The sequence below is a fragment of the Azospirillum sp. TSH20 genome, assembly GCF_003115935.1.
Lineage (GTDB): Bacteria > Pseudomonadota > Alphaproteobacteria > Azospirillales > Azospirillaceae > Azospirillum.
Map to the genome: position 1 here is coordinate 1 of NZ_LGQU01000092.1, position 24,282 is coordinate 24,282.

24 protein-coding genes and 2 pseudogenes are annotated in these 24,282 nt (G+C 68.1%); 17 read left to right on the forward strand and 9 right to left on the reverse strand.

Features of this window, described 5'->3' with window-relative positions:
* On the reverse strand, positions 1 to 190 hold a 190-nt coding region (locus TSH20_RS23395), incomplete at its 3' end, for an ABC transporter permease (RefSeq protein WP_199232442.1).
* Positions 187 to 339 (reverse strand): hypothetical protein, encoded by a 153-nt coding sequence (locus tag TSH20_RS35055; protein WP_158282049.1) that lies wholly within the window; start codon positions 337 to 339, stop codon positions 187 to 189. The genes TSH20_RS23395 and TSH20_RS35055, both read right to left, overlap by 4 nt.
* A 5-nt stretch (positions 340 to 344) precedes the next feature.
* Between TSH20_RS35055 and TSH20_RS23400 the strand changes: the two are divergent.
* Positions 345 to 500 (forward strand): annotated as a pseudogene (locus TSH20_RS23400) (IS6 family transposase); the annotation flags it as partial.
* Between the two features lie 139 nt (positions 501 to 639).
* On the opposite strand, the gene TSH20_RS23410 reads toward TSH20_RS23400, so the two are convergent.
* Positions 640 to 1,416: a helix-turn-helix transcriptional regulator gene (locus TSH20_RS23410; RefSeq protein WP_109157506.1), complete on the reverse strand. Its 777-nt coding sequence runs from the start codon at positions 1,414 to 1,416 to the stop codon at positions 640 to 642.
* A 166-nt stretch (positions 1,417 to 1,582) separates the two neighbouring features.
* On the opposite strand from TSH20_RS23410, the gene TSH20_RS23415 reads away from it, so the two are divergent.
* Complete coding sequence (locus TSH20_RS23415) at positions 1,583 to 2,776, forward strand: MFS transporter (RefSeq protein ID WP_247871666.1); 1,194 nt, start codon at positions 1,583 to 1,585, stop codon at positions 2,774 to 2,776.
* A 101-nt stretch (positions 2,777 to 2,877) separates the two neighbouring features.
* On the opposite strand, the gene fae is transcribed toward TSH20_RS23415, so the two are convergent.
* The 3 genes from fae to TSH20_RS23430 all read right to left on the reverse strand — a co-directional run bounded on the left by fae (position 2,878) and on the right by TSH20_RS23430 (position 5,124).
* The gene (gene fae / locus TSH20_RS23420; RefSeq protein WP_109157507.1) at positions 2,878 to 3,411 is read right to left on the reverse strand and encodes a formaldehyde-activating enzyme; all 534 of its coding nucleotides are present in this window, start codon (positions 3,409 to 3,411) and stop codon (positions 2,878 to 2,880) included.
* 224 nt (positions 3,412 to 3,635) lie between these two features.
* Positions 3,636 to 4,526, reverse strand: a complete 891-nt coding sequence (locus tag TSH20_RS23425; protein ID WP_109157508.1) for a glycine betaine ABC transporter substrate-binding protein — start codon at positions 4,524 to 4,526, stop codon at positions 3,636 to 3,638.
* Between the two features lie 379 nt (positions 4,527 to 4,905).
* Positions 4,906 to 5,124, reverse strand: coding sequence for a hypothetical protein (locus tag TSH20_RS23430; protein WP_109492992.1), 219 nt, complete (start codon positions 5,122 to 5,124; stop codon positions 4,906 to 4,908).
* Between TSH20_RS23430 and TSH20_RS23435 the strand changes: the two genes are divergently transcribed.
* From TSH20_RS23435 to TSH20_RS23485, 11 genes and pseudogenes are all read left to right on the forward strand, one after another.
* Positions 5,123 to 6,403 (forward strand): aromatic ring-hydroxylating dioxygenase subunit alpha, encoded by a 1,281-nt coding sequence (locus tag TSH20_RS23435; RefSeq protein ID WP_109157509.1) that lies wholly within the window; start codon positions 5,123 to 5,125, stop codon positions 6,401 to 6,403. The genes TSH20_RS23430 and TSH20_RS23435 overlap by 2 nt on opposite strands.
* A 111-nt stretch (positions 6,404 to 6,514) precedes the next feature.
* Positions 6,515 to 7,624 carry a hybrid-cluster NAD(P)-dependent oxidoreductase gene (locus tag TSH20_RS23440; protein ID WP_247871667.1) on the forward strand — a complete coding sequence of 370 codons (1,110 nt, stop codon included), beginning with the start codon at positions 6,515 to 6,517 and terminating at the stop codon, positions 7,622 to 7,624.
* Positions 7,625 to 7,732: 108 nt separating this feature from the next.
* Positions 7,733 to 8,887, forward strand: a complete 1,155-nt coding sequence (locus TSH20_RS23445; protein WP_109157525.1) for a GlxA family transcriptional regulator — start codon at positions 7,733 to 7,735, stop codon at positions 8,885 to 8,887.
* Positions 8,888 to 9,057: 170 nt separating this feature from the next.
* Positions 9,058 to 11,103 carry an NADH:flavin oxidoreductase gene (locus tag TSH20_RS23450; RefSeq protein ID WP_109157510.1) on the forward strand — a complete coding sequence of 682 codons (2,046 nt, stop codon included), beginning with the start codon at positions 9,058 to 9,060 and terminating at the stop codon, positions 11,101 to 11,103.
* A gap of 31 nt (positions 11,104 to 11,134) precedes the next feature.
* On the forward strand, positions 11,135 to 13,051 hold the full coding sequence (locus tag TSH20_RS23455; protein ID WP_109157511.1) for a DUF3483 domain-containing protein: 1,917 nt from the start codon (positions 11,135 to 11,137) through the stop codon (positions 13,049 to 13,051).
* Positions 13,048 to 14,280 (forward strand): electron transfer flavoprotein subunit alpha/FixB family protein, encoded by a 1,233-nt coding sequence (locus TSH20_RS23460; RefSeq protein ID WP_109157512.1) that lies wholly within the window; start codon positions 13,048 to 13,050, stop codon positions 14,278 to 14,280. The genes TSH20_RS23455 and TSH20_RS23460 overlap by 4 nt, the downstream gene beginning before the upstream one ends.
* The gene (locus TSH20_RS23465) at positions 14,273 to 15,055 is read left to right on the forward strand and encodes an electron transfer flavoprotein subunit beta (protein WP_109157513.1); all 783 of its coding nucleotides are present in this window, start codon (positions 14,273 to 14,275) and stop codon (positions 15,053 to 15,055) included. Before TSH20_RS23460 ends, TSH20_RS23465 begins: the two co-directional genes overlap by 8 nt.
* Positions 15,056 to 15,119: 64 nt before the next feature.
* Complete coding sequence (proV, locus tag TSH20_RS23470) at positions 15,120 to 16,403, forward strand: glycine betaine/L-proline ABC transporter ATP-binding protein ProV (protein ID WP_109157514.1); 1,284 nt, start codon at positions 15,120 to 15,122, stop codon at positions 16,401 to 16,403.
* Between the two features lie 3 nt (positions 16,404 to 16,406).
* Positions 16,407 to 17,291, forward strand: a complete 885-nt coding sequence (locus TSH20_RS23475; RefSeq protein WP_109157515.1) for a proline/glycine betaine ABC transporter permease — start codon at positions 16,407 to 16,409, stop codon at positions 17,289 to 17,291.
* A gap of 104 nt (positions 17,292 to 17,395) precedes the next feature.
* The gene (locus tag TSH20_RS23480; RefSeq protein ID WP_247871668.1) at positions 17,396 to 17,992 is read left to right on the forward strand and encodes a GNAT family N-acetyltransferase; all 597 of its coding nucleotides are present in this window, start codon (positions 17,396 to 17,398) and stop codon (positions 17,990 to 17,992) included.
* A gap of 40 nt (positions 17,993 to 18,032) precedes the next feature.
* Positions 18,033 to 18,452, forward strand: a pseudogene (locus tag TSH20_RS23485) (chorismate-binding protein); the annotation flags it as partial.
* 9 nt (positions 18,453 to 18,461) lie between these two features.
* Here TSH20_RS23485 and TSH20_RS23490 read toward each other — a convergent pair.
* From TSH20_RS23490 to TSH20_RS23500, 3 genes are read right to left on the reverse strand one after another with little or no spacing between them, the layout of a single operon-like run.
* Positions 18,462 to 18,944, reverse strand: a complete 483-nt coding sequence (locus TSH20_RS23490; RefSeq protein ID WP_109157517.1) for a GreA/GreB family elongation factor — start codon at positions 18,942 to 18,944, stop codon at positions 18,462 to 18,464.
* A 10-nt stretch (positions 18,945 to 18,954) separates the two neighbouring features.
* A complete protein-coding gene (locus TSH20_RS23495) occupies positions 18,955 to 19,989 on the reverse strand; it encodes a hydantoinase/oxoprolinase family protein (RefSeq protein ID WP_109157518.1) in 1,035 nt (344 codons plus the stop codon).
* Complete coding sequence (locus tag TSH20_RS23500) at positions 19,982 to 20,974, reverse strand: ATP-grasp domain-containing protein (RefSeq protein WP_109157519.1); 993 nt, start codon at positions 20,972 to 20,974, stop codon at positions 19,982 to 19,984. The genes TSH20_RS23495 and TSH20_RS23500 overlap by 8 nt, the downstream gene beginning before the upstream one ends.
* On the opposite strand from TSH20_RS23500, the gene TSH20_RS23505 reads away from it, so the two are divergent.
* The 4 genes from TSH20_RS23505 to TSH20_RS23520 form a co-directional block, all read left to right on the forward strand.
* Positions 20,973 to 21,701: a HisA/HisF-related TIM barrel protein gene (locus tag TSH20_RS23505; protein WP_109157520.1), complete on the forward strand. Its 729-nt coding sequence runs from the start codon at positions 20,973 to 20,975 to the stop codon at positions 21,699 to 21,701. The two genes, TSH20_RS23500 and TSH20_RS23505, sit on opposite strands and share 2 nt — an antisense overlap.
* A gap of 190 nt (positions 21,702 to 21,891) precedes the next feature.
* A complete protein-coding gene (locus tag TSH20_RS23510; RefSeq protein ID WP_109157521.1) occupies positions 21,892 to 23,319 on the forward strand; it encodes an efflux RND transporter periplasmic adaptor subunit in 1,428 nt (475 codons plus the stop codon).
* Positions 23,320 to 23,349: 30 nt separating this feature from the next.
* Entirely contained in the window at positions 23,350 to 24,096 is a 747-nt protein-coding gene (locus TSH20_RS23515) for an ABC transporter ATP-binding protein (RefSeq protein ID WP_109157522.1), read from the forward strand.
* A partial coding sequence (locus TSH20_RS23520) for an ABC transporter permease (protein WP_199232443.1) occupies positions 24,093 to 24,282 on the forward strand: 190 nt, incomplete at its 3' end. The genes TSH20_RS23515 and TSH20_RS23520, both read left to right, overlap by 4 nt.

Here is a 24,282-nt window from a genome sequence, read left to right on the forward strand (position 1 = left end):
CCACGATGATGAGGTTGGAGCCGAGGCTGTCGATCTGTTGGGCGATGCGCGCTTCCGCTCCGGCGCCGACCGCGATCATGGTGATGACGGACGCCGCCCCGATGATGATCCCCAGCATGGTCGGCATGCTGCGCATGAGGTTGAGACGCAATGCCGCGAATGCAATGCGGATGGACGACAGGGGGTTCATGCCGCGGCTCCCGGCTGCTGCAAGCCCGCCAGCACCTCGGATGCCACGCGGGGTGCGACGACCGGCCGGTCGTCGATCAGCCGGCCATCGCGAAAGCTCAGCGTGCACCGGGCGAAGGCTGCGATGTCCGGCTCGCGGGTCGCCAGCACGACCGTACGGCATCAGCGATCGCGACCTTGAGCAGATGAGCGCCGAGCGCGGCGTCTCGGTCGATCACTCGATCATGTACCGCTGGGTGCAGAAGTATACGCCGGAGATCGAGAAGCGGCTACGCTGGCAGTGGCGCCGTATGCGGTCGACCAGTTGGCGAGCGCGCTTGCTGGCAAACTTTGCAACGGAGCCACATGACGGCATCCGGCGCCCTGACACAGGCGACGCTCGGTTGGCGACCGCAAGGCCCCGGCCTGATCGCAGACCTGGAGGCGATGCGATACCCATGAGCGGAGGAGTCAGCCGTCACCCTTGAGATAGGCGCGCGGCGACGATCCCAGCACCCGCTTGAACATCGCCGTGAAGGCGGCGGGGTTGTCATAGCCGAGGTCGAGCGCGACGGCGGTGACGCTCTCCCCCGCCACCAGCCGCGGCAGCGCGGCGGCAAGGCAGGCCTGCTGGCGCCATTCCAGGAAGCTCAGCCCGGTTTCCCGCCGGAACAGCCGGGTGAAGGCGCGCCGGCTGACCCCCAGCCCGTCGCACCATTGCTCGATCGTCTCATGCACCGCCGGCTGCCGAAGAAAGCGCCGGCAACGCTCGGCCAAGGCCGGGTTGGTCGGAAATGGCACGGTCAGCGGCTGGGCCGGCAGATGTTGCATCTCGTAGCGGATCAGCGCCATCACCGCGCCGTCATGGCTGTCCGGGTCATAATCGGCCGGGACATCCACGGCGCGGGAAATCAGGCTGCGGATGAAGGGCGAAAGCCCGACGACCTGACAACGGTCCGGCATGCCGCCGGTCAGGTCCGGATCGAGAAAAAGGCTGTGGGTGGTCACCGCCCCGATCATGCGGACCTCGTGCATGACACCGGGCGGGATCCACAAGCCGAAGTCCGGCGGCACCACCCACCGCCCTTGCGGCGTCGACATGATCAGCACCCCGGTGATGCCGGAGATCAGCTGTCCGCGCCGGTGCCGGTGGAGCGGCAGCGTCCCGCCGTCCGGGTAGTGGTGGGTGGTGGCGAGCAGTGGCCGCTGGACGGCGTCGATCTCGTCGACGCGGACATTTCTGACCATGGCCCGATCTCGTAGGAAACTGGCCTGACCGCGGTGGCGGGCCTTCTCCGCCGACCGTAGGCTTACGGCGCATTCAACGCAACATGCCGGGCGATCCCGGACCGCCCCCTTCATCGAGGGCGGGACGGACCCAACGCCTGAGGCGGAGAGAAGAGGGCATGCCCCCGTGACCGACACCACCATGAGCCGGTCCCGCACCGGTTCGACGGCCTTTTCCATTCTGGCCGCGATCAGCGCCTGCCACCTGCTCAACGACATGATCCAGTCGCTGCTGCCGGCGGTCTATCCGATCCTGAAGGACGAGTTCGGCCTCAGCTTCGCCCAACTCGGCCTGCTGACCTTCGTCTATCAGGTGACGGCATCGCTTCTTCAGCCGCTGGTCGGCCTGTTCACTGACCGCAGGCCGATGCCCTATTCGCTGGTCTTCGGCATGGGCTCCACCCTGCTCGGGCTTCTCACCCTGGCGTGGGCGCCCGGCTTTCCGGCGCTGCTGACCGGCGGCATGCTGCTGGGCTTCGGGTCGTCCGTCTTCCATCCGGAAGCGTCGCGCATCGCGCGCCAGGCCTCCGGCGGCGCCCATGGGTTGGCCCAATCGCTGTTCCAGGTCGGCGGCAATCTCGGCTCCTCGCTCGGCCCGCTGCTGGCGGCCTTCGTCATTCTGCCCCACGGCCAGGGCAGCCTCAGCTGGTTCGCCATCGCCGCCCTTGCCGGCATGGTGGTCATGGTCCGGCTGGGCAGCTGGCAGCGGCTGAACGCCAAACCCCGCGCGAGTGGCAGACAGTCGGCGCAGCGGAGCGAACTGCCGGCCGGACAGGTGGCGAGGGCCGTCGGTGTCCTGATCGCGCTGATCGTCTCCAAATACGTCTATCTGGCCAGCATCACCAGCTACTACATCTTCTACCTGATCGACCGCTTCGGGTTGTCCACCGGCGACGCCCAGCTCTGCCTGTTCGTCTTTCTGGCGGCCGTTGCGGCGGGAACGGTGGTCGGCGGTCCGGTCGGCGACCGCATCGGCCGCAAGACGGTGATCTGGGTCTCGATCCTCGGGATCCTGCCCTTCACCCTGGCCCTGCCCTATGTCGGCCTGACGGCGACGGTGGTTCTCAGCGCCGTGATCGGGCTGGCCCTAGCATCGGCCTTCCCCGCCATCGTGGTCTATGCACAGGAACTGCTGCCCGGCCGGGTCGGTCTGGTGTCGGGCCTGTTCTTCGGGCTGGCCTTCGGCGTCGCCGGCATCGGTGCGGCGGGGCTCGGCGTCGTCGCGGACTGGCGCGGCATCGGCTTCGTCTATTCCGCCTGCTCGTTCCTTCCGCTCCTGGGGCTGCTGACCGTCTTCCTGCCGAATGTGGAGCGCCGATAGCCGCCGGGGACGGGGACGGGTCAAGCGGCCCTACGGCAAAAAGCCCGCGCTCCTGATCGGAGGCGGGCTTTTTTCCTGGTCTGCTGTGTCGGGCCAGCAGGTCACTCCAGCGGATCCAACATGAAATGCCGGACCTTGTGCCGGTTTTCGATCAGTTCGTCGATGGTGGGTTCATTGCGCATCGCCCGGCCGATGGCGATTTTGGTCGCCTCGTAATTGGTGCGGTAGAGATCGGCGCGATCGAGGTTCGGATCGGTGGGACAGCGGGGGTCGATCCAGACCATCACCAGAATGCACAGGTCGTTGATCCCGTCGCGCGGCAGTATGCCTTCGATGACGCAGTCCAGCACGGCGTCGGCCGTGGCCGCTTGGACGATGCCGCCGAACAGGTCGACATAGGCGCTGGACTTCATCGTGACCTTGGACACCATCATGGTGGCCGGACGGACCATCTGGTTGCAATCCCGCACCGCGAACATGCGGGTGTGGCCGGCGGTCTGCCCCATCATGGTGGCGAATGCGTGGCCGGCCGGACCATCGACCGTTCCGATCACGATCTCCGGCATGGCGTCGGTAAACTGGCCCTCCTTGGCGAAGACGGTGGCTTCACCGACACGGAACAGCGGATTGGTCATGGGATCATCGTTCTCTTGATAAGGGTGACATTGCCGGTCATCCGGTGCGGATGCCGTTCAGCAGCCGGTCGATCCGGCCGGGGCCCGACGCGATACCCTGCATGTGTGCTGACGAGTCCATCGGCGACCACGATCATGGAGTGGCTGAAGACGGCCGTCCCACACGCGTGCGCGTTCGGAACGGACCGCCTCCATGAACGGTGATGGAAAGGGAGCGCGGCCAATCAAAGCTTGCCGGTGACCCAATAATCGACCCGGGCCTTGTTGTTCTTGATGTAATTGTCGACCGCCTGCTCGTAGCTGGTCTGCCGGGCTTCCTGCATCATCGCTTCCAGATCGCCGATCGGCAGGACCATCCGGTTCAGGAACTCGAAGATTTCCGGATGATCCTGGTAGAAGCCTTTGCGGACGATGGCGTTCACGCTCTCCAACCCGCCCAACGCGCCCTTGGGATCGTCCAGGTAGCGCAGCTTCCAGTTGGCGAACATCCAGTGCGGGCTCCAGCTCGTCACGACGATCCACTCGTTGCGCTTCATGGCCCGCTCCAGAGCGGCGAGCATCGCGGCGTCGCTGGCCGACACCAGCTGCAGGCCCTTCAGATCATAGGTCTTCAGCGCCTTTTCGGATGCCTGCATCAACCCCGATCCCGGATCGATGCCCTGGATCTTGCCGCCCAGCTTCTGCTGCACGTCCGGCTTCTTGAGATCCTCGATGGATTTGACCTGATCGACGGGGATATAGTCCGGCACCACCCAGCCCAGGCGGGCACGGGTGTAGAGCGGGCCGAGGTCGACCACGTCCTTGCCGACCTTGTCGAGATAGGGCTTGTGGGTCAGCGGCTGCCACGACATCAGCATGGCGTCCAGCTTGCCGCTGGCGATGCCCTGATACTGGATGCCGATGTCGGCCATGGTCAGCTCAACCTTGTAACCGTACCGCTCCTCAATCACGGCTTTGGCCAGCTTCGTCACCGCTTCGGCGTCGGACCAGGCGGTCCAGCCGATGTTGATGGACTTCTCGGCGGCCTGCGCCGGGGCGGCGATCACGCCGGTCCCCAGACTGACCGTCATGGCCGCCGAAAGCAGCACGCCCAAGGCTTTACCGAAGATTTTCATCAAGAAGCCTCCTCTTATCGTTTGTTTGTTTGGACCCGTTTGGCCGGACGGCCCGGCGTCGCCGTACCGAAACTTGCAGCAGACGCGAGCAGGTGGCCCGGAAGATCACCTCCGTCCTACCGGGGAACGCGATCGGATGATGGCTCCGGATCGAATGCATGATCCGCCGGCCACCTTCCGGGATCGACGCGGAAAGTCGTTTCCAACCAACGGGATCGTTGTTGGCATCAGTGCTGATTGAGGAAGAATGCCGGCCCCGAAAGCAAAAAACCTTCATCAGAGCGGCAATTCGTATCGGATTTGCGACAGCCTCGTACGAGCCCGGCCCTGCCGGCGAATGTTGCCCGCCTTACAGGCGGCGGCCGTTGTCCTTGGATAATCACGGCGTGTCGCAAAACGACTGTTGCCGAAGTCCGGCTTGCGCAAAAAGACAGGTGCGCCTGTCGGCCTTTTTAAAGTTGATGTCGCATTCCAGAACGCGACGCGCCGCGGCGGGCGGCAGGCTGGGTGTCGTGGAATCGAAAATGGCAACAGCCCGATCAAGGCTGAACGATTCCAAAAACGCACGGCCCCACTCCCGCAGAAGGTCAACCGCCATGTCGTCCGAGATTTCCATAGAAGCCCTGCTGACGCGCCGCAAGAAGGGGCACAGCCTGGAAGCCCCGTTCTATACCAGCGAGGAGATCTTCAAGCTGGACATGGAGATCATCTTCGGCCGCCATTGGCTGCACGTGGGTGTGGAGCCGGACGTGGCGGAGCCGGGCGACGTGATGGTGGTGGATATCGGCAAGACCTCCGTCATCGTCATGCGTGACGACGACATGGAACTGCGGGCCTTTCACAATGTCTGCCGCCACCGCGGCGCGCGCATCATCCTCCAGGAGAAGACCTCGGTCGGCAATCTGGTGTGCAGCTATCACCAGTGGACCTACGGCCAGGACGGCGAGCTTCTGTTCGCCGAGCATATGGGCAGTGATTTCGACCGCAAGTGCCGGAATCTGAAGAAGGTTCACATCCGGTCGGTCGGCGGCCTGATCTTCATCTGTCTGGCGGAGGAAGCGCCGGACGACATCGACCGCATGGCGGCGGCCATCGAGCCCTACATCCTTCCGCACGATCTGAAGAACTGCAAGGTCGCCAAGACGGTGGACCTGATCGAGAAGGGCAATTGGAAGCTCACGATGGAGAACAATCGTGAATGCTACCACTGCGTCAGCAACCATCCGGAACTGACCATCCCGCTGTTCGAATACGGCTTCGGCTTCGCCCCCGACGGCACCAACCCGAAGCGGATGGAACATGCCGCCAAGTACGACGCGCTGGTGCAGTCCTGCCACGCCGGTTGGGAAGCGGCCGGCTTCCCCAGCCGCGAGGTCGATCGCCTGACCGACACCACCGGCTTCCGCGCCGAGCGCCTGCCGCTGGACGGCGCCGGCGAGGCCCACACCAAGGACACGCGCAGCGCTTCCAAGAAGCTGCTGGGGTCGATCACCGAGCGCAAGCTGGGCGCCCTGTCCTTCTGGACCCAGCCGAATTCCTGGAACCACTTCATGAGCGACCACATCGTTACCTTTTCGGTGTTCCCGCTCGGTCCCGACCGCAACCTGCTGCGCACCCGCTGGCTGGTTCACAAGGACGCGGTCGAGGGTGTCGATTACGACCTGAACCGCCTGACAGAGGTGTGGGAGGCAACCAACCAGCAGGATGCCGATCTGGTCGAGATCTCGCACAACGGCGCCCTCAGCCCCGCCTACGAGCCGGGTCCCTATTCGCCCTACACCGAGCCGCTCGTGGAGAAGTTCACGGAATGGTACGTCGGCCGCATGGCCGAACATCTGCTGGGCAAGCAGGCGCCGATGGGCGTCGCCGCCGAATAACGCGACGACAGGGCGATCCCGGCCGGCAAGCCGCCGGGATCGCCCGCTGGTCAGGATTCAGGGCTCGAGGCCCAGGGTTCAGGGCTCAAGGTTCAGGGCTCAAGGAGAGAGATGACGATGCAGCAGGATGCGGCTCCGCCTCCGGTCCGGGATTGGGATCCCGAAATCGACGACACGCTGGTGTGCCGGGCGGTGCGGGACGAGACGCATGACGTGAAGACCTTCGTCTTCGCGCCACGGCGCCCCTGCCTGTTCCGGTTCAAGCCGGGTCAGTTCATCACGCTGGAGCTGCCCATCGGCGGGGAAACCATTCACCGCAGCTACACCGTCTCCTCCTCCGCCGCGCGACCGCACCGGCTCTCGATCACCGTCAAGCGCGTGCCCGGCGGTCCGGTGTCGAACTGGCTGCACGACACGCTGAAGCCGGGCGACACGATCCGCGCGGTCGGCCCCCTCGGCGATTTCACGCCGGGGGAGTCCGAGACTCCGCGCAAGTTCCTGTTCCTGTCCGGCGGCAGCGGCGTCACGCCCCTGATGTCGATGACCCGGACCTTCGACGATCTGGGCGAGGATCACGACATCGTCTTCGTCCACGCCGCCCGGACGCCTGCCGACATCGTCTTCCGCCGCGAACTGGACGCGCTGACCGGTCCCGGCCGCCGCCTGCGCGTCGCCCATGTGTGCGAAGGCATCGGCACCGAGGCCCATTGGGCGGGTTTCACCGGCCGGCTGTCTCTGCCGATGCTCGGGCTGATCGCTCCGGACTTCATGGAGCGGGAGGTCTATGTCTGCGGCCCCGGCCCCTTCATGAAGGCAGTGCGCGCCTTTCTGGAGCAGGGCGGCTTCGACATGGGCCGCTACCACCAGGAAAGCTTCAATTTCGAGGAACTCACGGCAGAACTTGCCGCGGGAGAGCCGCCGGCGCGATCCGGACCGGTCCAGGAGGCAGCGCCCACAGACGGCTTCCGCGTGGAATTCGCAAAAACCGGCAGGGTCTTCGCCTGCCCGCCCGACATGGCGGTCGCAGATGCGGCATCGGCCGCCGAGATCCGGGTCCCGACCTCCTGCTCACGCGGGATGTGCGGAACCTGCAAGACGCGGTTGATCTCCGGTACGGTGGAAATGAGCCACACCGGCGGCATCCGCAAACGTGAAATCGACCAGGGGTTGATCCTGCTCTGTTGCAGTCGCCCGACCAGTGATCTGGTGATAGAGCGTTAGAATTATCGCCAACGAATTGTCTTCCGGAGGGCGAGCCGTTGACGCTAGCATCCCGAAGGACGGTTCACGGCCGTCAGGCTGGGACCGTGGAACTGGGAGGTGATCCTGGTGGGGAAGACAGTGGAATATCGCCGTTTCGGCGGTAGCGGTCCCGCACCCCGGCAGGAGGAACGCGCGCTGTTGTCGGTCGGGTTCATCCTGACCAACAATTTCACGTTGACGGCGCTCGCCCCCTTCATCGACGCCCTGCGGCTGGCGGCCGACGAGGGCGACCGGTCGCGCCAGATCCGGTGCCGCTGGACCATCATGGGATCGCGGGCGGAGCCGGTGATGTCCAGCTGCGGCATTGGCGTCGCCCGCTGGGAACCGCTGACCGATCCCCGCCGCTTCGACTATGTGGTCGTGGTGGGGGGGCTGCTGCACGCCGGCCCGCAGCTGGACGACGAGACGCTGGCCTATCTGCGCGCCGCGGCATCCTACGGCGTGACCCTGGTCGGCGTGTGCACCGGCAGCTTCGTGCTGAGCCGCATCGGCCTGATGAAGAACCGGCGCTGCTGCGTCAGCTGGTATCATCACCGCGATTTCATCGAGGAATTTCCCGATCTGGTGCCGGTGGCCGACCAGCTCTACGTGGTGGACCGCGACCGCATCACCTGTTCGGGCGGCGCCGGAGTGGCGGACCTTGCCGCCTTCCTGATCGAGCGCCATCTGGGCCGCGCCACCGCCCAGAAAACCATGCACATCCTGCTGATCGACAAGGCTCGTCCCGCCAGCCAGTCGCAACCGCAGCCGCCGACGGTCGTCGAGATCACCAACGACCGTGTCCGCCGCGCCCTGCTGCTGATGGAGCAGCACATCAGCGACCCGCTGTCGGTGGAGGAGATCGTCCGCCGCCTGAACGTCAGCACCCGGCAATTCGAACGGCTGTTCCGGCTGGCCGTCGGCACCAGCCCGGCCACCTACTACCGGACACTGCGCCTGCGCTATGGCCATTGGCTGCTGCGCAACACCAAGCGGTCGGTCACCGCCATCGCGAACGAGGCCGGCTTCGCCGACTGCGCCCATTTCTCCCGCCAGTTCCGCGAACTGTTCGGCATATCACCGTCTGAGGTGCGCCGCACCGCCGAGCCGGATGCGGAGGCCGATCCGCATCTCTCGCCTCTCGCCGCTTTCCGGCGCACGAACGGGGACTCCCTGCTGCCCGACCGCCGCCTGTTCGAGGACCAGGCGCCGACGGCCCAAGAGGGTGTGGCAACGGACTGAAGGGGGTGCCACCACTCCCAATTCGCCTAAAGAAATCAGATATTTGGCGGATCGGCACCGCATCGTTCCGCTCCTGTCGCAAAAAGGTAATTCCCGGTCGCGGGGGGCAACGCGACAATCGCGCCGATGGTGAATTCTTGGCAGGCTCAACACTGGGGATCGTTCCTGCCATGTCCTCGCCCGCCGAAGCCCTTCTGAAGCCTCTGCAGATCAAGCATTTGACGATCCGTAACCGCGTGATGAGCACGAGCCACGCGCCGGGCTACGGGTCCGAAGGCAAGCCGAAGGAGCGCTACCAGCTCTACCACGAGGAGAAGGCAAAAGGCGGCATCGGCCTGACGATGTTCGGCGGTTCCTCCTCCGTCGCGGTGGACAGCCCGGCGGCGCCGTGGAACCAGATTTCCGTCGCGGACGACAGCGTCGTCCCCTTCCTCCGCGAATTCTCCGACCGGGTGCATCGCCATGGCGCGGCGCTGATGATCCAGCTGACCCACATGGGCCGGCGCACCCGCTGGGATACCGAGAATTGGCTTCCCACCGTCTCCGCCTCGGCCAGCCGGGAACCGGCGCACCGCAACACGCCGAAGGAGATGGAGGATTTCGACTTCAAGCGGATCATCGCCAGCTATGCCGCCGCCGCCCGCCGCTGCAAGGAAGGCGGCCTAGACGGCTTTGAGCTGTCGGCCGCCCACGGTCACCTGATCGACCAGTTCTGGAGCCCCTCGGTCAACCGGCGCACCGACAAGTATGGCGGCAGCCTGGAGAACCGCATGCGCTTCGGTATCGAGGTGTTCGAGGCGATCCGCGCCGAGGTCGGCAGCGACTACATCGTCGGCATGCGCATGTCGGGTGACGAGCTGATCGACGACGGCCTCAGCCACGAGGACTGCATCGCCATCGCCCGCACCTATGCCGAACGCGGGCTGATCGATTTCGTCAACGTGCTGGGCGGACAGGCGCGCGATCATCTGGCGCACGCCATCTCGCTGCCCAACATGTCCTTCCCGGTCGCCCCCTTCCTGCATCTGGCCAGCGGCATTAAGCGCGAGGCGGGCATTCCCGTCTTCCATGCCCAGCGCGTGACGGACCTCGCCACCGCCGCCCGCGCGGTGGAGGAAGGCCATGTCGACATGGTCGCCATGACCCGCGCCCACATCGCCGACCCGCATCTGGTGCGCAAGCTGATGGAAGGGCGGCTGGACGACGTGCGCCAGTGCGTCGGCGCCGGCTATTGCATCGACCGCATCTATGTCGGCGGCGACGCGCTGTGCATCCAGAACGCCGCCACCGGGCGCGAGCGCACCATGCCGCACGTGATCCCGAAGGCGGAGCGCAAACGCCGCGTGGTCGTTGTCGGCGGTGGCCCCGGCGGCCTGGAAGCCGCCCGCGTCTGCGCCGAGCGCGGCCATTCGGTCGTCCTGCTCGAACGCAACGCCGCCCCCGGCGGCCAGATCGGCATCGCCGCCAAGGCGACCTGGCGCGAGGCGATGAGCGGCATCACCCGCTGGCTGTCCCAGCAGGTCACCAAGCTGGGCGTCGATGTCCGCCTTGGGGTGGAGGCCGACCGCGCCGCCGTCGAGGCCGAGACTCCCGATGTGGTGATCCTCGCCACCGGCGGCCGCCCCAACCGCGGCGACTTCAAGGGCGCCGATCTGGCGGTGTCGACCTGGGAGGTCCTGACCGGGGCGGTGGAACCGACGGGGACCGTCCTGATGTATGACGGCACCGGCCAGCATCACGGCGCCTCCTGCGCCGAATTCATGGCCAAGCGCGGTGCGCTGGTGGAGATCGCCACCCCCGACCGCATGATCGCGGAGGAGGTCGGCACCACCAACCAGCCGATCCACCTGCGTGAGCTGTACAAGCTGAACGTGGTGATGACCACCAACCATCAGCTCGTGGAAATCTACCCGGAGGGCAACCGCCGCGTCGCCGTCCTGCGCAACGAATACACCCACGAGGAGGAGGAACGGCTGGTCGACCAGATCGTGGTGGAGCTGGGAACGCTGCCCAACGACGGCCTCTATTTCGATCTGAAGGACCATTCGCTGAACCGCGGCGAGACCGATCTCGACAGCCTGATCGCCGGCCGGCCGCAGCCGGTGCAGGCCAACGGCCATGGCGGCTACACGCTGCATCGCATCGGCGACGCGGTGGCCGGCCGCAACATCCACGCCGCCATCTACGACGCCGCGCGACTGTGCAAGGACATCTGACACCTCCACCCCGCGACAGGAGCCGTCCGACGTGATCGCCACCGCTCTCACCACCGTCGTCCTTGCCGTCCTCGCCATCGGCGCGGCATTGGCCGCCTGGCAGTCGCGGCGTTGGCTGGCCGGCCGGCCGGCGGCGGTCGGTGTGGTCGCCGGGCTGCGCGCCCTGCCCGGCCGCTATCTGGTCGATGTCCACCATGTGGTCGGGCGGACGCCGTTCAACGCCCGCTTCCACGCGCTGGTCGCCGGCGGCTTCCTCGCGGCGCTGGTGCTGCTGGTGGCGATGGGTGTCGCCATCGGCGGATCGCGCATTCTCTGGCTGCTGCTGGCGCTGGTGCTGGCGGCCATGCTGGCGGGTGCCCTGATGGTCCGCCATCGCCGCCGGGTGATCCGCCCGCGCGAGCTGTCGCAGGGCCGCTTCGCCCGCCTTCCGCTGTCGCTTCTGGGATTTTCCGGGTGCCTGCTTGTGGTGGCGCTCGACCAGTCGCTGGGCGGCGTGATGCCGGAGGCGCTGGCTCTGGTACTGATCGCCATTGCCGGAGTGGCGATGGCCGATCTGGTGTGGGGCGTCTGGAAGGGACCGTTGAAGCATGCCGTGCATGGCGCGCTGCATCTGGCCTTCCACCCGCGTCCGGCTCGCTTCCATGATGGCATGGGACGCGACACCGGGCTGAAGCCGCTGCCGCTCGCTCCCACGGAAGAAAATGAGGCGGGTGCGCTGGGCGTAGCGCGTCCCATCGATTTCGCCTGGAACCGGCTGCTCGGCTTCGATGCGTGCGTGCAGTGCGGTCGCTGCGAGACGGCCTGTCCGGCCTATGCCGCCGGCCTGCCGCTGAACCCGAAGAAGCTGGTGCAGGATCTGGTCGCCGCCATAGATGGCGAGGCAAGCGACGCCGCCTATGCCGGCAATCCCCATCCCGGCCGGGGTGTCGGCAAGGCCCATGGCGGGGCGGCGCTGCCGCTGATCGGGCCGGATGCGATGATCCATCCCGACACGCTGTGGTCCTGCACCACCTGCCGCGCCTGCGTGCAGGAATGCCCGATGATGATCGAGCATGTGGACGCCGTCGTCGATCTCCGCCGCTTCCAGACGCTGGAGCTGGGCGCCACCCCCGGCAAGGCCGCGGTCATGCTGGAGGAACTGCGCGCCACCGACAATCCCGGCGGCCGTGCGCTCGCCCGGCGCTGGGACTGGGCGGCCGACCTGTCGCTGCCCCGGCTGCCGACCGGTGGGTCCTGCGACACGCTGCTGTGGGTCGGTGACGGCGCCTTCGACCTGCGGGTCCAGCGCTCGCTGCGGGCACTGGTGGTTCTGCTGCGCCGCGCCGGGGTGGACTTCGCCGTGCTGGGCGACGAGGAGCTGGATTGCGGCGACGTCGCCCGCCGGCTGGGCGACGAGGCGACCTTCCAGTCGCTGGCGACCCGCAACGTTGCGACACTGAACGCCCGCCGCTTCGGCCGCATCGTCACCGCCGACCCCCACGCGCTGCACACGCTGCGCAACGAATATCCGGCCTTCGGCGGCAGCTGGACCGTGGTCCATCACACCGCCCTGCTGCTGGAACTGATCACCGCCGGCGCACTGACGGTGACCAAACCGGTCGGGCGCAGCGTGACCTTCCACGACCCCTGTTACCTCGGTCGCTACAATGGCGAGATCGAGGCGCCGCGCGCCCTGCTCGATGCCATCGGCGTGGAGCGTCGGGAAATGCTGCGCTCCGGCCTGCGGTCGAGCTGTTGTGGCGGCGGCGGCGGCGCTCCGCTGACTGACGTGTCGGGCGAACGCCGCATTCCCGACGTCCGCATGGAGCATGTCCGGGAAACCGGCGCCTCGCTGGTCGCCGTCGCCTGCCCCAACTGCGCCCTGATGCTCGAAGGCGTCGTCGGTCCCCGGCCGGAGGTGGCGGAGATCGCCGAGCTGGTGCTCGCCGCGACGGAGACCGCCCGATGACTCACCCTCCAGCCATCCGCCGCCGTGTCGATCCCCGCGCCGAGCGTGCCGCCCGCACAATCCTGACAGGCCAGCGCCCGCGCCTGCTGCGCCAGCCGGTCGCCGCCGCGACGAGTGAGCGCCGCCGCGACCCGCGCGCCATCCGCGACGCAGCCTTGGTCCAGCGCCAGCCGCGCCCTCGCTACGACTGGACGCGCGACGCGGCCTGCGTCGGCATCGCTCCGATGATGGGCGCCACAATTGCCGCGGCCCCCGCGATCCCGCTGAAGGTGATCCCCGAGCCGGCCTATCTGATCCTCGCCATGCTCGACCGCCCCAGCGGCGAGGTCAGTGAGCATGACCGGCAGGTGATCGCCGCCGCCCGCCTGCTGGCCGACGCTGGCGGTGGTGCGGTGGTGACCGTCTCCACCGGGTCGGGAGACGCGCTGGCCGAGGCCGGGTCCGACCGCCATGTCGCCCTGCCCGACGGCTGGGCCGACGATTACGTGCCGGAACGGCGCGCCGCCGCCGCTTCCGCGCTGATGGCCGCACTGTCTCCCCGTCACATCCTGTTCCCGGACAGCCCGGACGGCGCCGACGTCGCAAGGCGGGTCGCCGCGGCTACAGAAGAGCGGCTGTTCGCCGGCGTGCAGAGCCTCGGCCCCGACCGCGCCACTCGGCAATCGGCCGGCGGGTCGCTGGAGACCGGGCACCGCCCGACCCGGCTGATGACGGTGGCGGCAGATGCCTTCAACCCTCTCGACGGCGTGCGGCACGAGGCCCGGCCGCTCGACCTCGCCGCTCCGCTGACAGCCGCGGAGGAGCTTCTGCCCCGCCTGGGCGGCGCCCGCCGGCTGGCCGTCGATCCCGACGCCCTGTCGCTGTCGGAAACCGATTTCATCCTCAGCGCCGGCAATGGCGTAACCGACTGGCAAAGTTTCGCCGAGCTGGGCGAGGCGTTGGGCGCCACCCGCGCCGGCAGCCGCGTGGTCTGCGACGCCGGCCATTTGCCGCGCGAACGGCAGGTCGGCGCCTCCGGCACGGTGGTCAGCGCCCGTTGCTACCTCGCCTTCGGCATCGCCGGCGCGCCGCAGCATCTTCAGGGCATCACCGGCGTCAGGCATGTGATCGCCGTCAACACCGACCTCCACGCCGAGATGATCAAGCGGGCCGACCTGTCCATCGTCGCCGATGCGCAGGCCGTCATGCCCGCCCTGATCCGGCTCATCCGGGAGCGCCGCCATGCATAATGTCGCCGTCCTGCTGTCCATCGGCCGCCATCCGGTCTCCGGCCGCGCTCGCCGTGCCGCCACCGACGCGCAGGCGCTGGAAATGGCGCTGGCAATGCGTCCGCGGCGGCTGACGGCGATCCATGCCGGCCCCGCCGCCGACGGCGAGGCGCTGCGCGCCTATCTCGGCATGGGGCTGGAGCGGCTGACGCTGCTGCACCTGCCGGAGGGAAGCGATCCGGTCGAACCGCTGATCGCCCATCTGCGCCAGTTCGACCCGTCACTGGTCCTGACCGGACGGCAGGCGGAGGATGGCGAGGGCAGCGGCATGCTGCCCTATTTGATCGCCCGCGGCCTTGATGCCGCCGTCGTGCCCGATGTGGTGGGGATCGGCTCCGCCGATACGCCGGACTCCATGCCGGGCGCGGTGGACCTCGTTCAGGCGCTGCCGCGCGGACAGCGGCGGGCATTGATCGCTACCGGCCGCCTCATAGCGACCGTCCATCCTTCCGCCCCGCCCGCCCGCGCCTCGGCCTTCGGCCCGGCCCGGCGGGGCGTCATCGAGCCGGTGGCGGTTCAGGCGACCGCCGACCTCTTCCTGCCGGATTGTGAGCATCGGCCATGGCGACCAAAGCCCAAGCTGATGCGCGTGAAGCGCGGCGGCTCGGCGCTGGACCGGCTGAAAGCCGCGACCGAGAGCAAGAGCGGAAAAGGCCAACTGCTGGTCAACCCGACAGCCGAAGCGGGGGCGCTGGCCATCTACGACAGCCTCGTCGAACAGGGAATGCTTCCATGACCATGCAAAACGATCCTCCCAGTACCACAGGTCGCGCTGTCGCCAATCGAGAGGAGGCCTGTCGATGAACACGATGATGCGAAGCGCGGTTTCGGTCGGGGGACCGGCCAGCCTGGGCTTTCCCCGCGGCGCTGCCAGGACGAGCGTCGGCGATGACGCGGCGGTCCGCCTGGAAGTCCGGAACGTCTACAAGGTCTTCTCCGCCGACCCGAAACCCGCGTTGACCATGCTGCGCCAGGGCGCCAGCAAGGCGGAGGTTCTGGAGAAGCTGAACGTCAATGTCGGCGTGCTGGATGCCAGCTTTCAGGTCCGTTCGGGCGAAATATTCGTCATCATGGGGCTGTCGGGCTCCGGCAAATCCACCATGATCCGCCTGCTGAACCGGCTGATAGAACCGAGCAGCGGCGAGATCCTGCTCGACGGCAAGGATCTGGTCAGCATGTCCAAGTCCGAACTGATCCAGGCCCGCCGCCGCAACATGGGCATGGTCTTCCAGTCCTTCGCCCTGATGCCGCACTTGAGCGCGCTGGACAACGCCGCCTTCGGCCTGGAAATCTCCGGTGTGTCCAAGGCGGAGCGGCACAAGGCGGCGCAGCAGGCGCTGGAGCAGGTCGGGCTTGGCGCCTACGCCAGCCGCTATCCGCGCGAGATGTCGGGCGGCATGCAGCAGCGCGTCGGCCTTGCCCGCGCATTGGCCAACGATCCCACCATCCTGCTGATGGATGAGGCCTTCTCCGCCCTCGACCCGCTGATCCGCACGGAAATGCAGGACGAACTTCTGCGCCTGCAGCGCGAGCATCAGCGCACCATCGTCTTCATCTCCCACGATCTGGACGAGGCGATGCGCATCGGCGACCGCATCGCCATCATGGAAGGCGGCCGCATCGTACAGGTCGGCACGCCCTATGAAATCCTCAGCCGCCCGGCCGACGATTACGTCCGCTCCTTCTTCCGCAACGTCGATGCCTCCAAGGTGCTGCGGGCCGGCGACGTGGCGCGCTACGAGGCGACCAACACGGTCATCCGCCTGCCCGGCGAACTGGCCCCCGCCCTGCAGCAGCTGCGCGAGAACCACCACAATTTCGGCTATGTGCGCACCCATGACGGCCGCTTCGAAGGTATCGTCTCGCAGACGACGCTGGAACGTGAACTGAATGGGCCGCAGCCGCGCTTCGTCAACGCCTTCCTGCCCGACGTCCGCACGGTCAATGCCGCGACGCCGGTCCACGCCCTGCTCGCGCTCGTCGCCGACACCGAATGGCCGGTGCCCGTCGTCGACGACGACCACAACTTCCTCGGCGCCATTTCACGCGCCCTCATGCTCCACACCTTGGTTCGGGGGGATTGACCGATGGAGTCCGAAATCAGAATCGGCAAATGGGTCGAGGAGCTGGTCAGCTTCATGCTCGACCATTTCCAATCGACGTTCGACACGATCGCGACGGTGGTGAACGGCTTCGGCGGCGCCATCGACTATGTGCTGGTCGGCGCGCCGGCCTGGCTGCTGATCGGGCTGCTCGTCGCGATCTCCCTCTGGCGCGTCGGCGTCGGCTTCGCCGTCTTTACCGTCGCTGCCCTGCTGCTGATCGCCGGCATGGGGCTGTGGACGGAGACTGCCTCCACCCTGGGTCTGGTGCTGACCGCCACCCTGCTCAGCCTGCTGATCGGCGTGCCGCTGGGCGTCTGGATGGCGCGCAACCGCGTGGTCGAAAGCATTGTCCGCACCACGCTGGACTTCATGCAGACCATGCCGGCCTTCGTCTATCTGATCCCGGCGGTGATGTTCTTCGGCCTGGGCCGGGTGCCGGGCATCCTCGCCACCGTGATCTTCGCCATGCCGCCGGCGGTGCGCCTGACGTCGCTCGGCATCCAGCAGGTGCCGGCCGAGATCGTCGAGGCCGGAAAGGCCTTCGGCTGCCATGACCGCCAGCTTCTGTTCAAGGTGCAACTGCCGAACGCCCTGCCCTCGATCATGGCGGGCGTGAACCAGACTATGATGATGGCGCTGTCGATGATCGTCATTGCCTCCATGATCGGCGCCGGCGGCCTGGGCAACGTGGTGCTGCAAGGCATCCAGCGCCTGGACATCGCGCTCGGCTTCGAAAGCGGCCTCAGCGTCGTTCTGCTGGCCATCGTTCTCGACCGCATTACGCAAAGCTTCGGCCGGACCGCCTCCGCCCCACGCCCGGCACGCTTCGCGTTCCTGCGGCGGTTCCGGCCGGTGCCGGCACCGTGAGCGCAGTGGCTCTTCCGGAAGGGGGGGGCGCCGCCGCTCTTCCGGCGCGGCCCGTGCCGCCCCACGGGCCGCGGCTGCATGGTGACATAGGAGGCGGCATACGGGTGGAGCGGCTGACCGGCGCCGCCCTGGCCGACCGGGTGGAGGAGTTGGCGGTCCTGCGTCTGGCGGTGCTGGGCGAGTTCCCTTATCTCTATTCCGGCTCGGCCGCGTACGAGGAACGCTATCTGTCCGGTCTCGGCGGCCTGCCGGGCGGACTCATCCTGACCGCCTTCGAGCGCAACCGCATGGTCGCGGCCGTCACCGGCGCACCGCTCGACCAGGAGCTGGACGCCTTGCGCGACCCGTTCACCCATGCAGGCTGCAACCCGCGCTCGATCTTCTATTTCGGCGAGGTGGTGGTCCTCCCCTCCCATCGCGGGCGCGGAGTGGGGACCGCCCTGTTGGAAATCGGCGAATCCCACATACGCGAAACCGGCCGTTTCGCGTCCATCGCCTTCGGCGAGATCGTGCGTTCCGTCGACCATCCCCGCCGCCCGAACGCCTACCGGACGCCCGATTCCGCGTGGCGGCGGCTGGGCTATCGGCTGGAGCCGGAGATCGGCGGAGCCCTGTCCTGGTGCGACGCCTGCGACCGGGAGGAGACCGCCAAACCCCTTCGTTTCTGGGTCAAGTCCCTCGCCACCAGCATCGGAGCATAACGCATGCCGCAGGACGGCCTGGTCTTCGACAGTCCGGCCCCGCGTGGCGCATATCGACAACGTCAAGGTCCCGGTCCTGTGCGGGGTGGAGCGCTTTGCTTCTGTCCACCATCTGGTGTCAGTGATCGAGGGGCAACTGAAGCCGGGGCTGGGTCCGGTCGACCTGCTGCGCGCCACCTTCCCCGGCGGCTCCATCACCGGCGCGCCCAAGATCCGCGCCATGGAGATCATCGATGAGTTGGAGGTCCCGCGGCGCGGCGCCTATTGCGGGTCGGTCGCCTGGATCGGCTTCGACGGGGCGATGAACAGCAGCATCGTCATCCGCACCCTGACCGTCACGCCGGACCGCGTCATCGCCCAGGCCGGCGGCGGCATCATCGCCGATTCCGATCCCGGCCGCGAGCATGACGAGATGATGGTGAAAATCCGCCCGCAGCTGCGCGTGCTGGATGGCGGTTGAGGGGCGGGATCAGGACGCCGACACCGAACGAAGGGTCAGCGACAGGGGGCCGTTCCGGCGCGGCCATTCGACCACGTCGCCGGCCCGCCCGCCCATCAGCGCCTCGCCCAACGGGGATTGCCAGCTGATCCGGCCGGCGGCGGGATCGGCCTCCTCGCCGCCCACCAGCGTGAATGTCCATCGGCGTCCGTCCTCATCCTCGGCGACGACGACGGAGCCGAACCCGACCTCATCCGCCGAGCCGGCCGGGCGCACCACCACGGCGGCGGCCAGACGGGCGCGGAGCAGGTCGGCGCGCCGCTTGGCGCTGCTCATCGCCTGCCGGTCCTCCGGCGCATCGGAGCCACGCAGATTCGCAACCTCGGCGTCGGCCGCGGCAAGCTCCTCCTGCCAAGCGGCAACCGTGGCGGCGGACACGTGCAGGGGACCGGTGATCTGCGGCAGCGGCCCCTCGGTTTCGGCGTCGCTTTCCTTAACGAAGGCGCGGCTCATGTCTCCCCCCTCAACCCAGCAGCGCCATGGCGGCGGCGGGGGCGCAACTGGCGACCCAATCCTGACCGGGGGCACCCACCACATCGCAGAAATCCTGGTAGGGACGGCCCAACCGGACGGCCACCTCCTTCACGACGGCACGTCCGACGCCAGCCCCAACCACGGGCGCATCGTCCGGCAGAGGCGGCACCCCGGCCGACAGCACGCGACAGGCGGCATCGTGGATGCGGCGCAGCTGGCGTTCGGTCAGATCTGCGGCCATCGCCCGCCAGACCGCCGGATCGTAATCGCCGGCATCATGCCCGACCATGCGGGCCAGACGGCGCAGGCTGGCCTCGACCGTCTTCGCCCCGTTGTCGGCGGCGGGATGCTGGTCCGCGGCCTCGTCCAGCCGGCCCAGCACGCGGTAGAGGTCGGCGCTGGTGGCGAAATACTCGGCCATCATCGGCAACCGCTCGCCAGCGACCAGCGCGGTGCGCTCCATCGCCATCACCGCCGTGCGGGTCAGCCCGGTATAGAGCAGCTCCTCCACCGCCATCCGCTCGTGATCGGTGACGCCGCGCGCCACCACGGCGCCGTCGCGCACCGGCACGACGTCCGTGGTCGTGCTGCCCATGTCGACCAGCAGCGCCGCCGGCAGGAGCCGGGCGACCACCGCGGCGGTCGCCATCCAGTTGGCGGAGGCCACGTCCATCACCTGTCCCCGCGCCTCCTGTGGCGACAGCAATCCGCGCCGGCCGGCATAGACGCGCAGCCGCACCTGCGGCAGGGCCACCGCCATCCGGTCGATCAGCGTGTGCACGCCCTGGGCGCGGTCGTCGAACAGATCGACCAGTTCGCCGGTCATCGTCACCACATGGTCGGCGTCCGCCGGCAGGTGCTCCAGCACCGTGGTGAGCGCCGAATCCAGCTCTCCCATCCCTTGCCAGAGCCGGCAGGGCACCTGGACCGCATCGCGCAGCCGGCCATCCTCCGCCCAGGCGGCCTTCAGGTGGGCGCCGCCGATGTCCCAGCCGATCACGATCGAACCACGGGTGTCAGGCATGTGCGTCCTCCCGGCCCGCATCGGCCGACATGGTGTGGAACAGAGTCAGGATGTCGCCCGCCGGGTTCCAGCCCAGCACCCGCGACAGCCCGGAATAGCCGACGGACAGGCGCGGGTTCACCTCCACCACCACTGGGCCATTCGTCTCCGGACCATCAGGCCGGTCGATGAGGTCGACGGCGACATAGCCGCACAGCCCCGGAATCGCGGCGGCGACGGCGCGGGCCAGCGGCTCCCAGGCGGCACGGCGGTGTTCCATCGCCCCGACCTCCACGCCATGGAAGGAGAAGCAGTCGCTCCCGCGCTCCACCGTCTGACGGTTGCAGCCGAGCAGCCGCACCCCGCCGGTATCGTCGACCAGCATGGACAGGCTGCACGCCTCGCCCTCGACCAGCGGCTGGACGATCCAGCGGCCGGCATGCGGCGGCGTCCAGGCGGCGATGTTGTCGACGATGAAGGTATCGAGGCAACCGGCGCCGTCGTCCGGCTTCACCACATGGCAGGCGGCGGGCGGCGGCGGGGCGCCGAAGGGAACGGTGGGAATGGTCGCGATGCCGTGGGCGGCCAACCGCGCCGCCGTCGCCGTCTTCGACGACGCGAGAGCGATGGCCTCGGGCGCGCAGGCGACCACCGGGCGGCCGGTGCCGCGGAAAAGAGCGGCGACGTGGCCCAGCAGCCCGTCGCTTTCCGGCGCGATCGGCCAGACCATGTCGCACCGGGCGGCGGCAGCGCGCCAGCGCGCCTCATGATCCTCGCCCGGCGCCACCGGGAACAGGGCGACACGGTCTGCGGGGAAGGACGGCGGGGCAAGGCGGTTGTCCCAGCACAGCGTGACGTTTATTCCGTCCAGCGCGACCAGATCACCGACCAGGGCCACGACCATCGCGTTGGCTTCCGCCATCAGGTCGGTCGGAAGCGGCCCGTTGCACAACGCGCCGCCGGTGACATACTCGCAGACCAGAACCCGACGAAGGCTGTTCTCCATGGACATCGTTCCCGTCATCGACCTGCTGGGCGAGCAGGTGGTTCATGCCAAGCGGGGGGAGCGCGACCGCTACCGCCCCATCGAAAGCGCGCTGACCGCAGGAGCCGCACCACAGGATATCGTGGCCGCGCTGTTGGCGCTGCAACCCTTCCGCGCCTGCTATGTCGCCGATCTCGACGCGATCAGGGGAAATGGCGACCACCGTTCCACCGTCGCGGCGCTGCAGGCCCGCTGGCCGGAGGTGGCGTTCTGGGTCGATGCAGGACTGGCGACGCCCGACGATTGCCGCCGCTGGTTCGACGCCGGGGTCCGGCATCTGGTGATCGGCAGCGAAAGCCAGTCGGACGGCGCGACGCTGGACGCGGCGCTGGCGCTGGCCGGAGAAGACCGGGTGGCGCTGTCGCTTGATGTCCGGCAGGGAGTGCCGCTGGGACCTGCGGCGCTGCACGAGGAGCCAGCCCTCTGGCCCGCGCGCGTGATCGCCATGACGCTGGACCGGGTCGGCTCGGGCGAGGGGCCGGATCTGGACCGGATTGCGACGCTGGCGGCCCGACGCCCGGGGGTTCGGGTGTGGGGGGCCGGCGGCGTGCGCGATGCGGCGGATCTGGACGCGCTGGCCGCGCACGGCGCCGATGCCGTGCTGGTGGCCAGCGCTCTCCACGACCGGCGCCTCGACGCCGGAACGCTTGCCCGCTTCGCGTCCGGTCAGTTGGCGGCGAAGGGGTGAACCGCGGCGGCAATCCGTCACCGCCAACTTGACGGTGTCCCACCGGTGCAGGTCCGTCCTGTCTTTACAGCTTTTGCAGTACCCTGATCGAGCGCTGCCGATCTTGATGCACGTCAATGCTGCGGACCGTCAGACGGATAGCGTGGGTCGATAGCGTGGACCGTCGAACCGGTCCTTCCGGAGACGGCCGATGACTCTGCCGCTGACCGACCACGGATCGAGCCCCGGACGCTCGACCAACCCTGCCCCACCAGCCCAACGCGCCTTCCGGCACTCGGGCTGGCTGCTGGGGATCCTGCTCACGATGTTGGGCGCGGTGGGGCTGCTCTATCACGCCATGGGCACCCAGACCGCCGCTCCCGCCTATCGAACCGGACCGGTGGCGCGCGGCGCGGTCACCGCATCGATCACCGCGTCCGGCACCGTCAATCCGGTCGTTACGGTGCAGGTCGGATCGCAGGTGTCGGGACAAATCAGTGAACTGGTCGCCGATTTCAACACGGAGGTGAAGACCGGCCAGCTCATCGCCCGCATCGATCCCGCGCTGTTCGATACACAGGTGGCACAGGCGGCAGGCGATCTCGCCGTCGCCCGGGCCGGCATCCAGACCCAGCAGGCCACCGTCGCCCGCGCAGCCGCCGACTTGGAGGCCGCGCGCGCGACCCTGACCAACGTCCAGGCCCAGCTGCGCAGATCGCAGGCGCTCCTGTTCAACGCCAGGACCAGTTTCGACCGCACGCAACGGCTTTTCGAGCGGGGAAATGCGTCCGCTTCGGACCGTGACAGCGCCAAGTCCGCCAGCGACGCCGCCCAGGCCGATGTCGAGGCGCTGAGCGCACAGGAGGTCAGCCAACAGGCCACGATCCGGTCCACCGAGGCCCAGCTCAGTCTCGCCCAAGCCAACCTCGCGGCTGCGACGGCCCTGGTGCAGCAGAAGGAGGCGGCCTATCAGGGCGCGCGCATCAATCTGGAGCATACGCGCATCGTCGCGCCGGTGGACGGCACCGTCATCCAGCGCAACGTCGATCGCGGCCAGATCGTTGCGGCCAGCCTGCAGGCGCCGGTGCTCTTCACCATCGCCCAGGATCTGGCGGCCATGCAGGTGGACGCATCTGTGGACGAGGCGGATGTCGGAACGGTGCGGGTCGGCCAGGAGGTGCATTTCACCGTGGATGCCTACCCCGGCCGCGCCTTTGTCGGCACGGTGCTCCAGATCCGCAAAGCACCCCAGGTCGTTCAGAACGTCGTTACCTACGACGTGGTCATCTCGGCGCCCAATCCCGATCTGGCACTCCTGCCCGGCCTGACCGCCAACGTCCGCATCGTCGTCGAGCATCGCGACGACGCGCTGCTGGTCCCCAATGCCGCTCTGCGCTATCGCCCGGCCAAGGCCACCCCGCCGGATGCGCCGCCATCCCCACAAGCGGGCGAGGTCTGGGTGCTCGGCTCGTCCGGCCAGCCGGAACGCCGCCCCCTTCGTCTCGGCACCTCCGACGGGACCATGGTGGAGGTCGTCGGAGGTAAGCTGTCTGCCGGCGAACGGGTCATCCTCGGCGAAACCGCCCCGGCTGCCGCCTCCGGCACGATGCCGTCCATGGGCGGCGGCCCCCGTCTCTGACATCTGCGCCTTCCACCGGGGAGCCCGGCCATGGGCAACTGGCTGATCGAGACCGAACACCTGAGCAAGGAATACCGATTGGGGGACGTGCCCCTGCTCGCCCTGAACGACGTGTCGGTGCGCATCGCCGCCGGCGAGTTCGTGGCCGTCATGGGGCCATCGGGATCGGGTAAGTCCACCTTCATGAACCTGCTCGGTTGCCTTGACAGCCCCAGCGCCGGCCTCTACCGCCTCGACGGGCGCGACGTGTCGCACCTTGCTCCCGATGAACTGGCAGGGGTGCGCAACCGTCTGGTCGGCTTCGTGTTCCAGGGCTTCAACCTGCTGCCGCGCACGCCGGCAGTCGAAAATGTGGAGCTGCCGCTCGTCTACGCCGGCCTGTCCGCCCAGGAGCGCCGCCGCCGCGCCCTCGCCCGCCTGACCGAGGTCGGCCTTGCCGGGCGGGCATGGCATCATCCCTCGCAATTGTCGGGCGGCCAGCAGCAGCGCGTCGCCATCGCCCGTGCGCTGGTCAACGACCCGCTGCTGATCCTGGCCGACGAACCGACCGGCGCACTCGATTCACGCACCAGCATCGAGGTCATGGCGCTGTTCCAGGGCTTCAATGCGCGCGGCATCACGGTCGTGCTGGTGACCCACGAGCCGGACATCGCAGCCTTCGCCCGGCGCACGCTGAGCTTTCGCGATGGCCGGCTGATCGACGACCGGCCGGTCATTGCACCCCGCGTGGCGTCCGAGGTGCTGGCGGGCTTGCAGCAGCCGGGAGCCGCGGCATGAACCCCCTGTCGTCCATCCGCATTGCGTTCGCGGCATTGCGTCTCAACCTCATGCGCAGCATGCTGACCATGCTGGGGATCATCATCGGGGTGGCGTCGGTCATCACCATGATCGCGGTCGGCGCCGGAGCGGAAGCGCGCATCGCCCAACAGATCGACAGCCTCGGCTCCAACCTCATCATCGTGG

What these genes read in the sequence shown, in the direction of transcription:
- TSH20_RS23500 (WP_109157519.1), bottom strand. Translation starts at nt 20,974, where the DNA reads ATGGAGAACAGCCTTCGTCGGGTTCTGGTCTGCGAGTATGTCACCGGC.
- TSH20_RS23460 (WP_109157512.1), top strand. Translation starts at nt 13,048, where the DNA reads ATGACTCACCCTCCAGCCATCCGCCGCCGTGTCGATCCCCGCGCCGAG.
- TSH20_RS23505 (WP_109157520.1), top strand. Translation starts at nt 20,973, where the DNA reads ATGGACATCGTTCCCGTCATCGACCTGCTGGGCGAGCAGGTGGTTCAT.
- TSH20_RS23435 (WP_109157509.1), top strand. Translation starts at nt 5,123, where the DNA reads ATGTCGTCCGAGATTTCCATAGAAGCCCTGCTGACGCGCCGCAAGAAG.
- TSH20_RS23450 (WP_109157510.1), top strand. Translation starts at nt 9,058, where the DNA reads ATGTCCTCGCCCGCCGAAGCCCTTCTGAAGCCTCTGCAGATCAAGCAT.
- proV (WP_109157514.1), top strand. Translation starts at nt 15,120, where the DNA reads ATGAACACGATGATGCGAAGCGCGGTTTCGGTCGGGGGACCGGCCAGC.
- TSH20_RS23440 (WP_247871667.1), top strand. Translation starts at nt 6,515, where the DNA reads ATGACGATGCAGCAGGATGCGGCTCCGCCTCCGGTCCGGGATTGGGAT.
- TSH20_RS23410 (WP_109157506.1), bottom strand. Translation starts at nt 1,416, where the DNA reads ATGGTCAGAAATGTCCGCGTCGACGAGATCGACGCCGTCCAGCGGCCA.
- TSH20_RS23430 (WP_109492992.1), bottom strand. Translation starts at nt 5,124, where the DNA reads ATGGCGGTTGACCTTCTGCGGGAGTGGGGCCGTGCGTTTTTGGAATCG.
- TSH20_RS23465 (WP_109157513.1), top strand. Translation starts at nt 14,273, where the DNA reads ATGCATAATGTCGCCGTCCTGCTGTCCATCGGCCGCCATCCGGTCTCC.
- TSH20_RS23490 (WP_109157517.1), bottom strand. Translation starts at nt 18,944, where the DNA reads ATGAGCCGCGCCTTCGTTAAGGAAAGCGACGCCGAAACCGAGGGGCCG.
- TSH20_RS23510 (WP_109157521.1), top strand. Translation starts at nt 21,892, where the DNA reads ATGACTCTGCCGCTGACCGACCACGGATCGAGCCCCGGACGCTCGACC.
- fae (WP_109157507.1), bottom strand. Translation starts at nt 3,411, where the DNA reads ATGACCAATCCGCTGTTCCGTGTCGGTGAAGCCACCGTCTTCGCCAAG.
- TSH20_RS23475 (WP_109157515.1), top strand. Translation starts at nt 16,407, where the DNA reads ATGGAGTCCGAAATCAGAATCGGCAAATGGGTCGAGGAGCTGGTCAGC.
- TSH20_RS23515 (WP_109157522.1), top strand. Translation starts at nt 23,350, where the DNA reads ATGGGCAACTGGCTGATCGAGACCGAACACCTGAGCAAGGAATACCGA.
- TSH20_RS23495 (WP_109157518.1), bottom strand. Translation starts at nt 19,989, where the DNA reads ATGCCTGACACCCGTGGTTCGATCGTGATCGGCTGGGACATCGGCGGC.
- TSH20_RS23425 (WP_109157508.1), bottom strand. Translation starts at nt 4,526, where the DNA reads ATGAAAATCTTCGGTAAAGCCTTGGGCGTGCTGCTTTCGGCGGCCATG.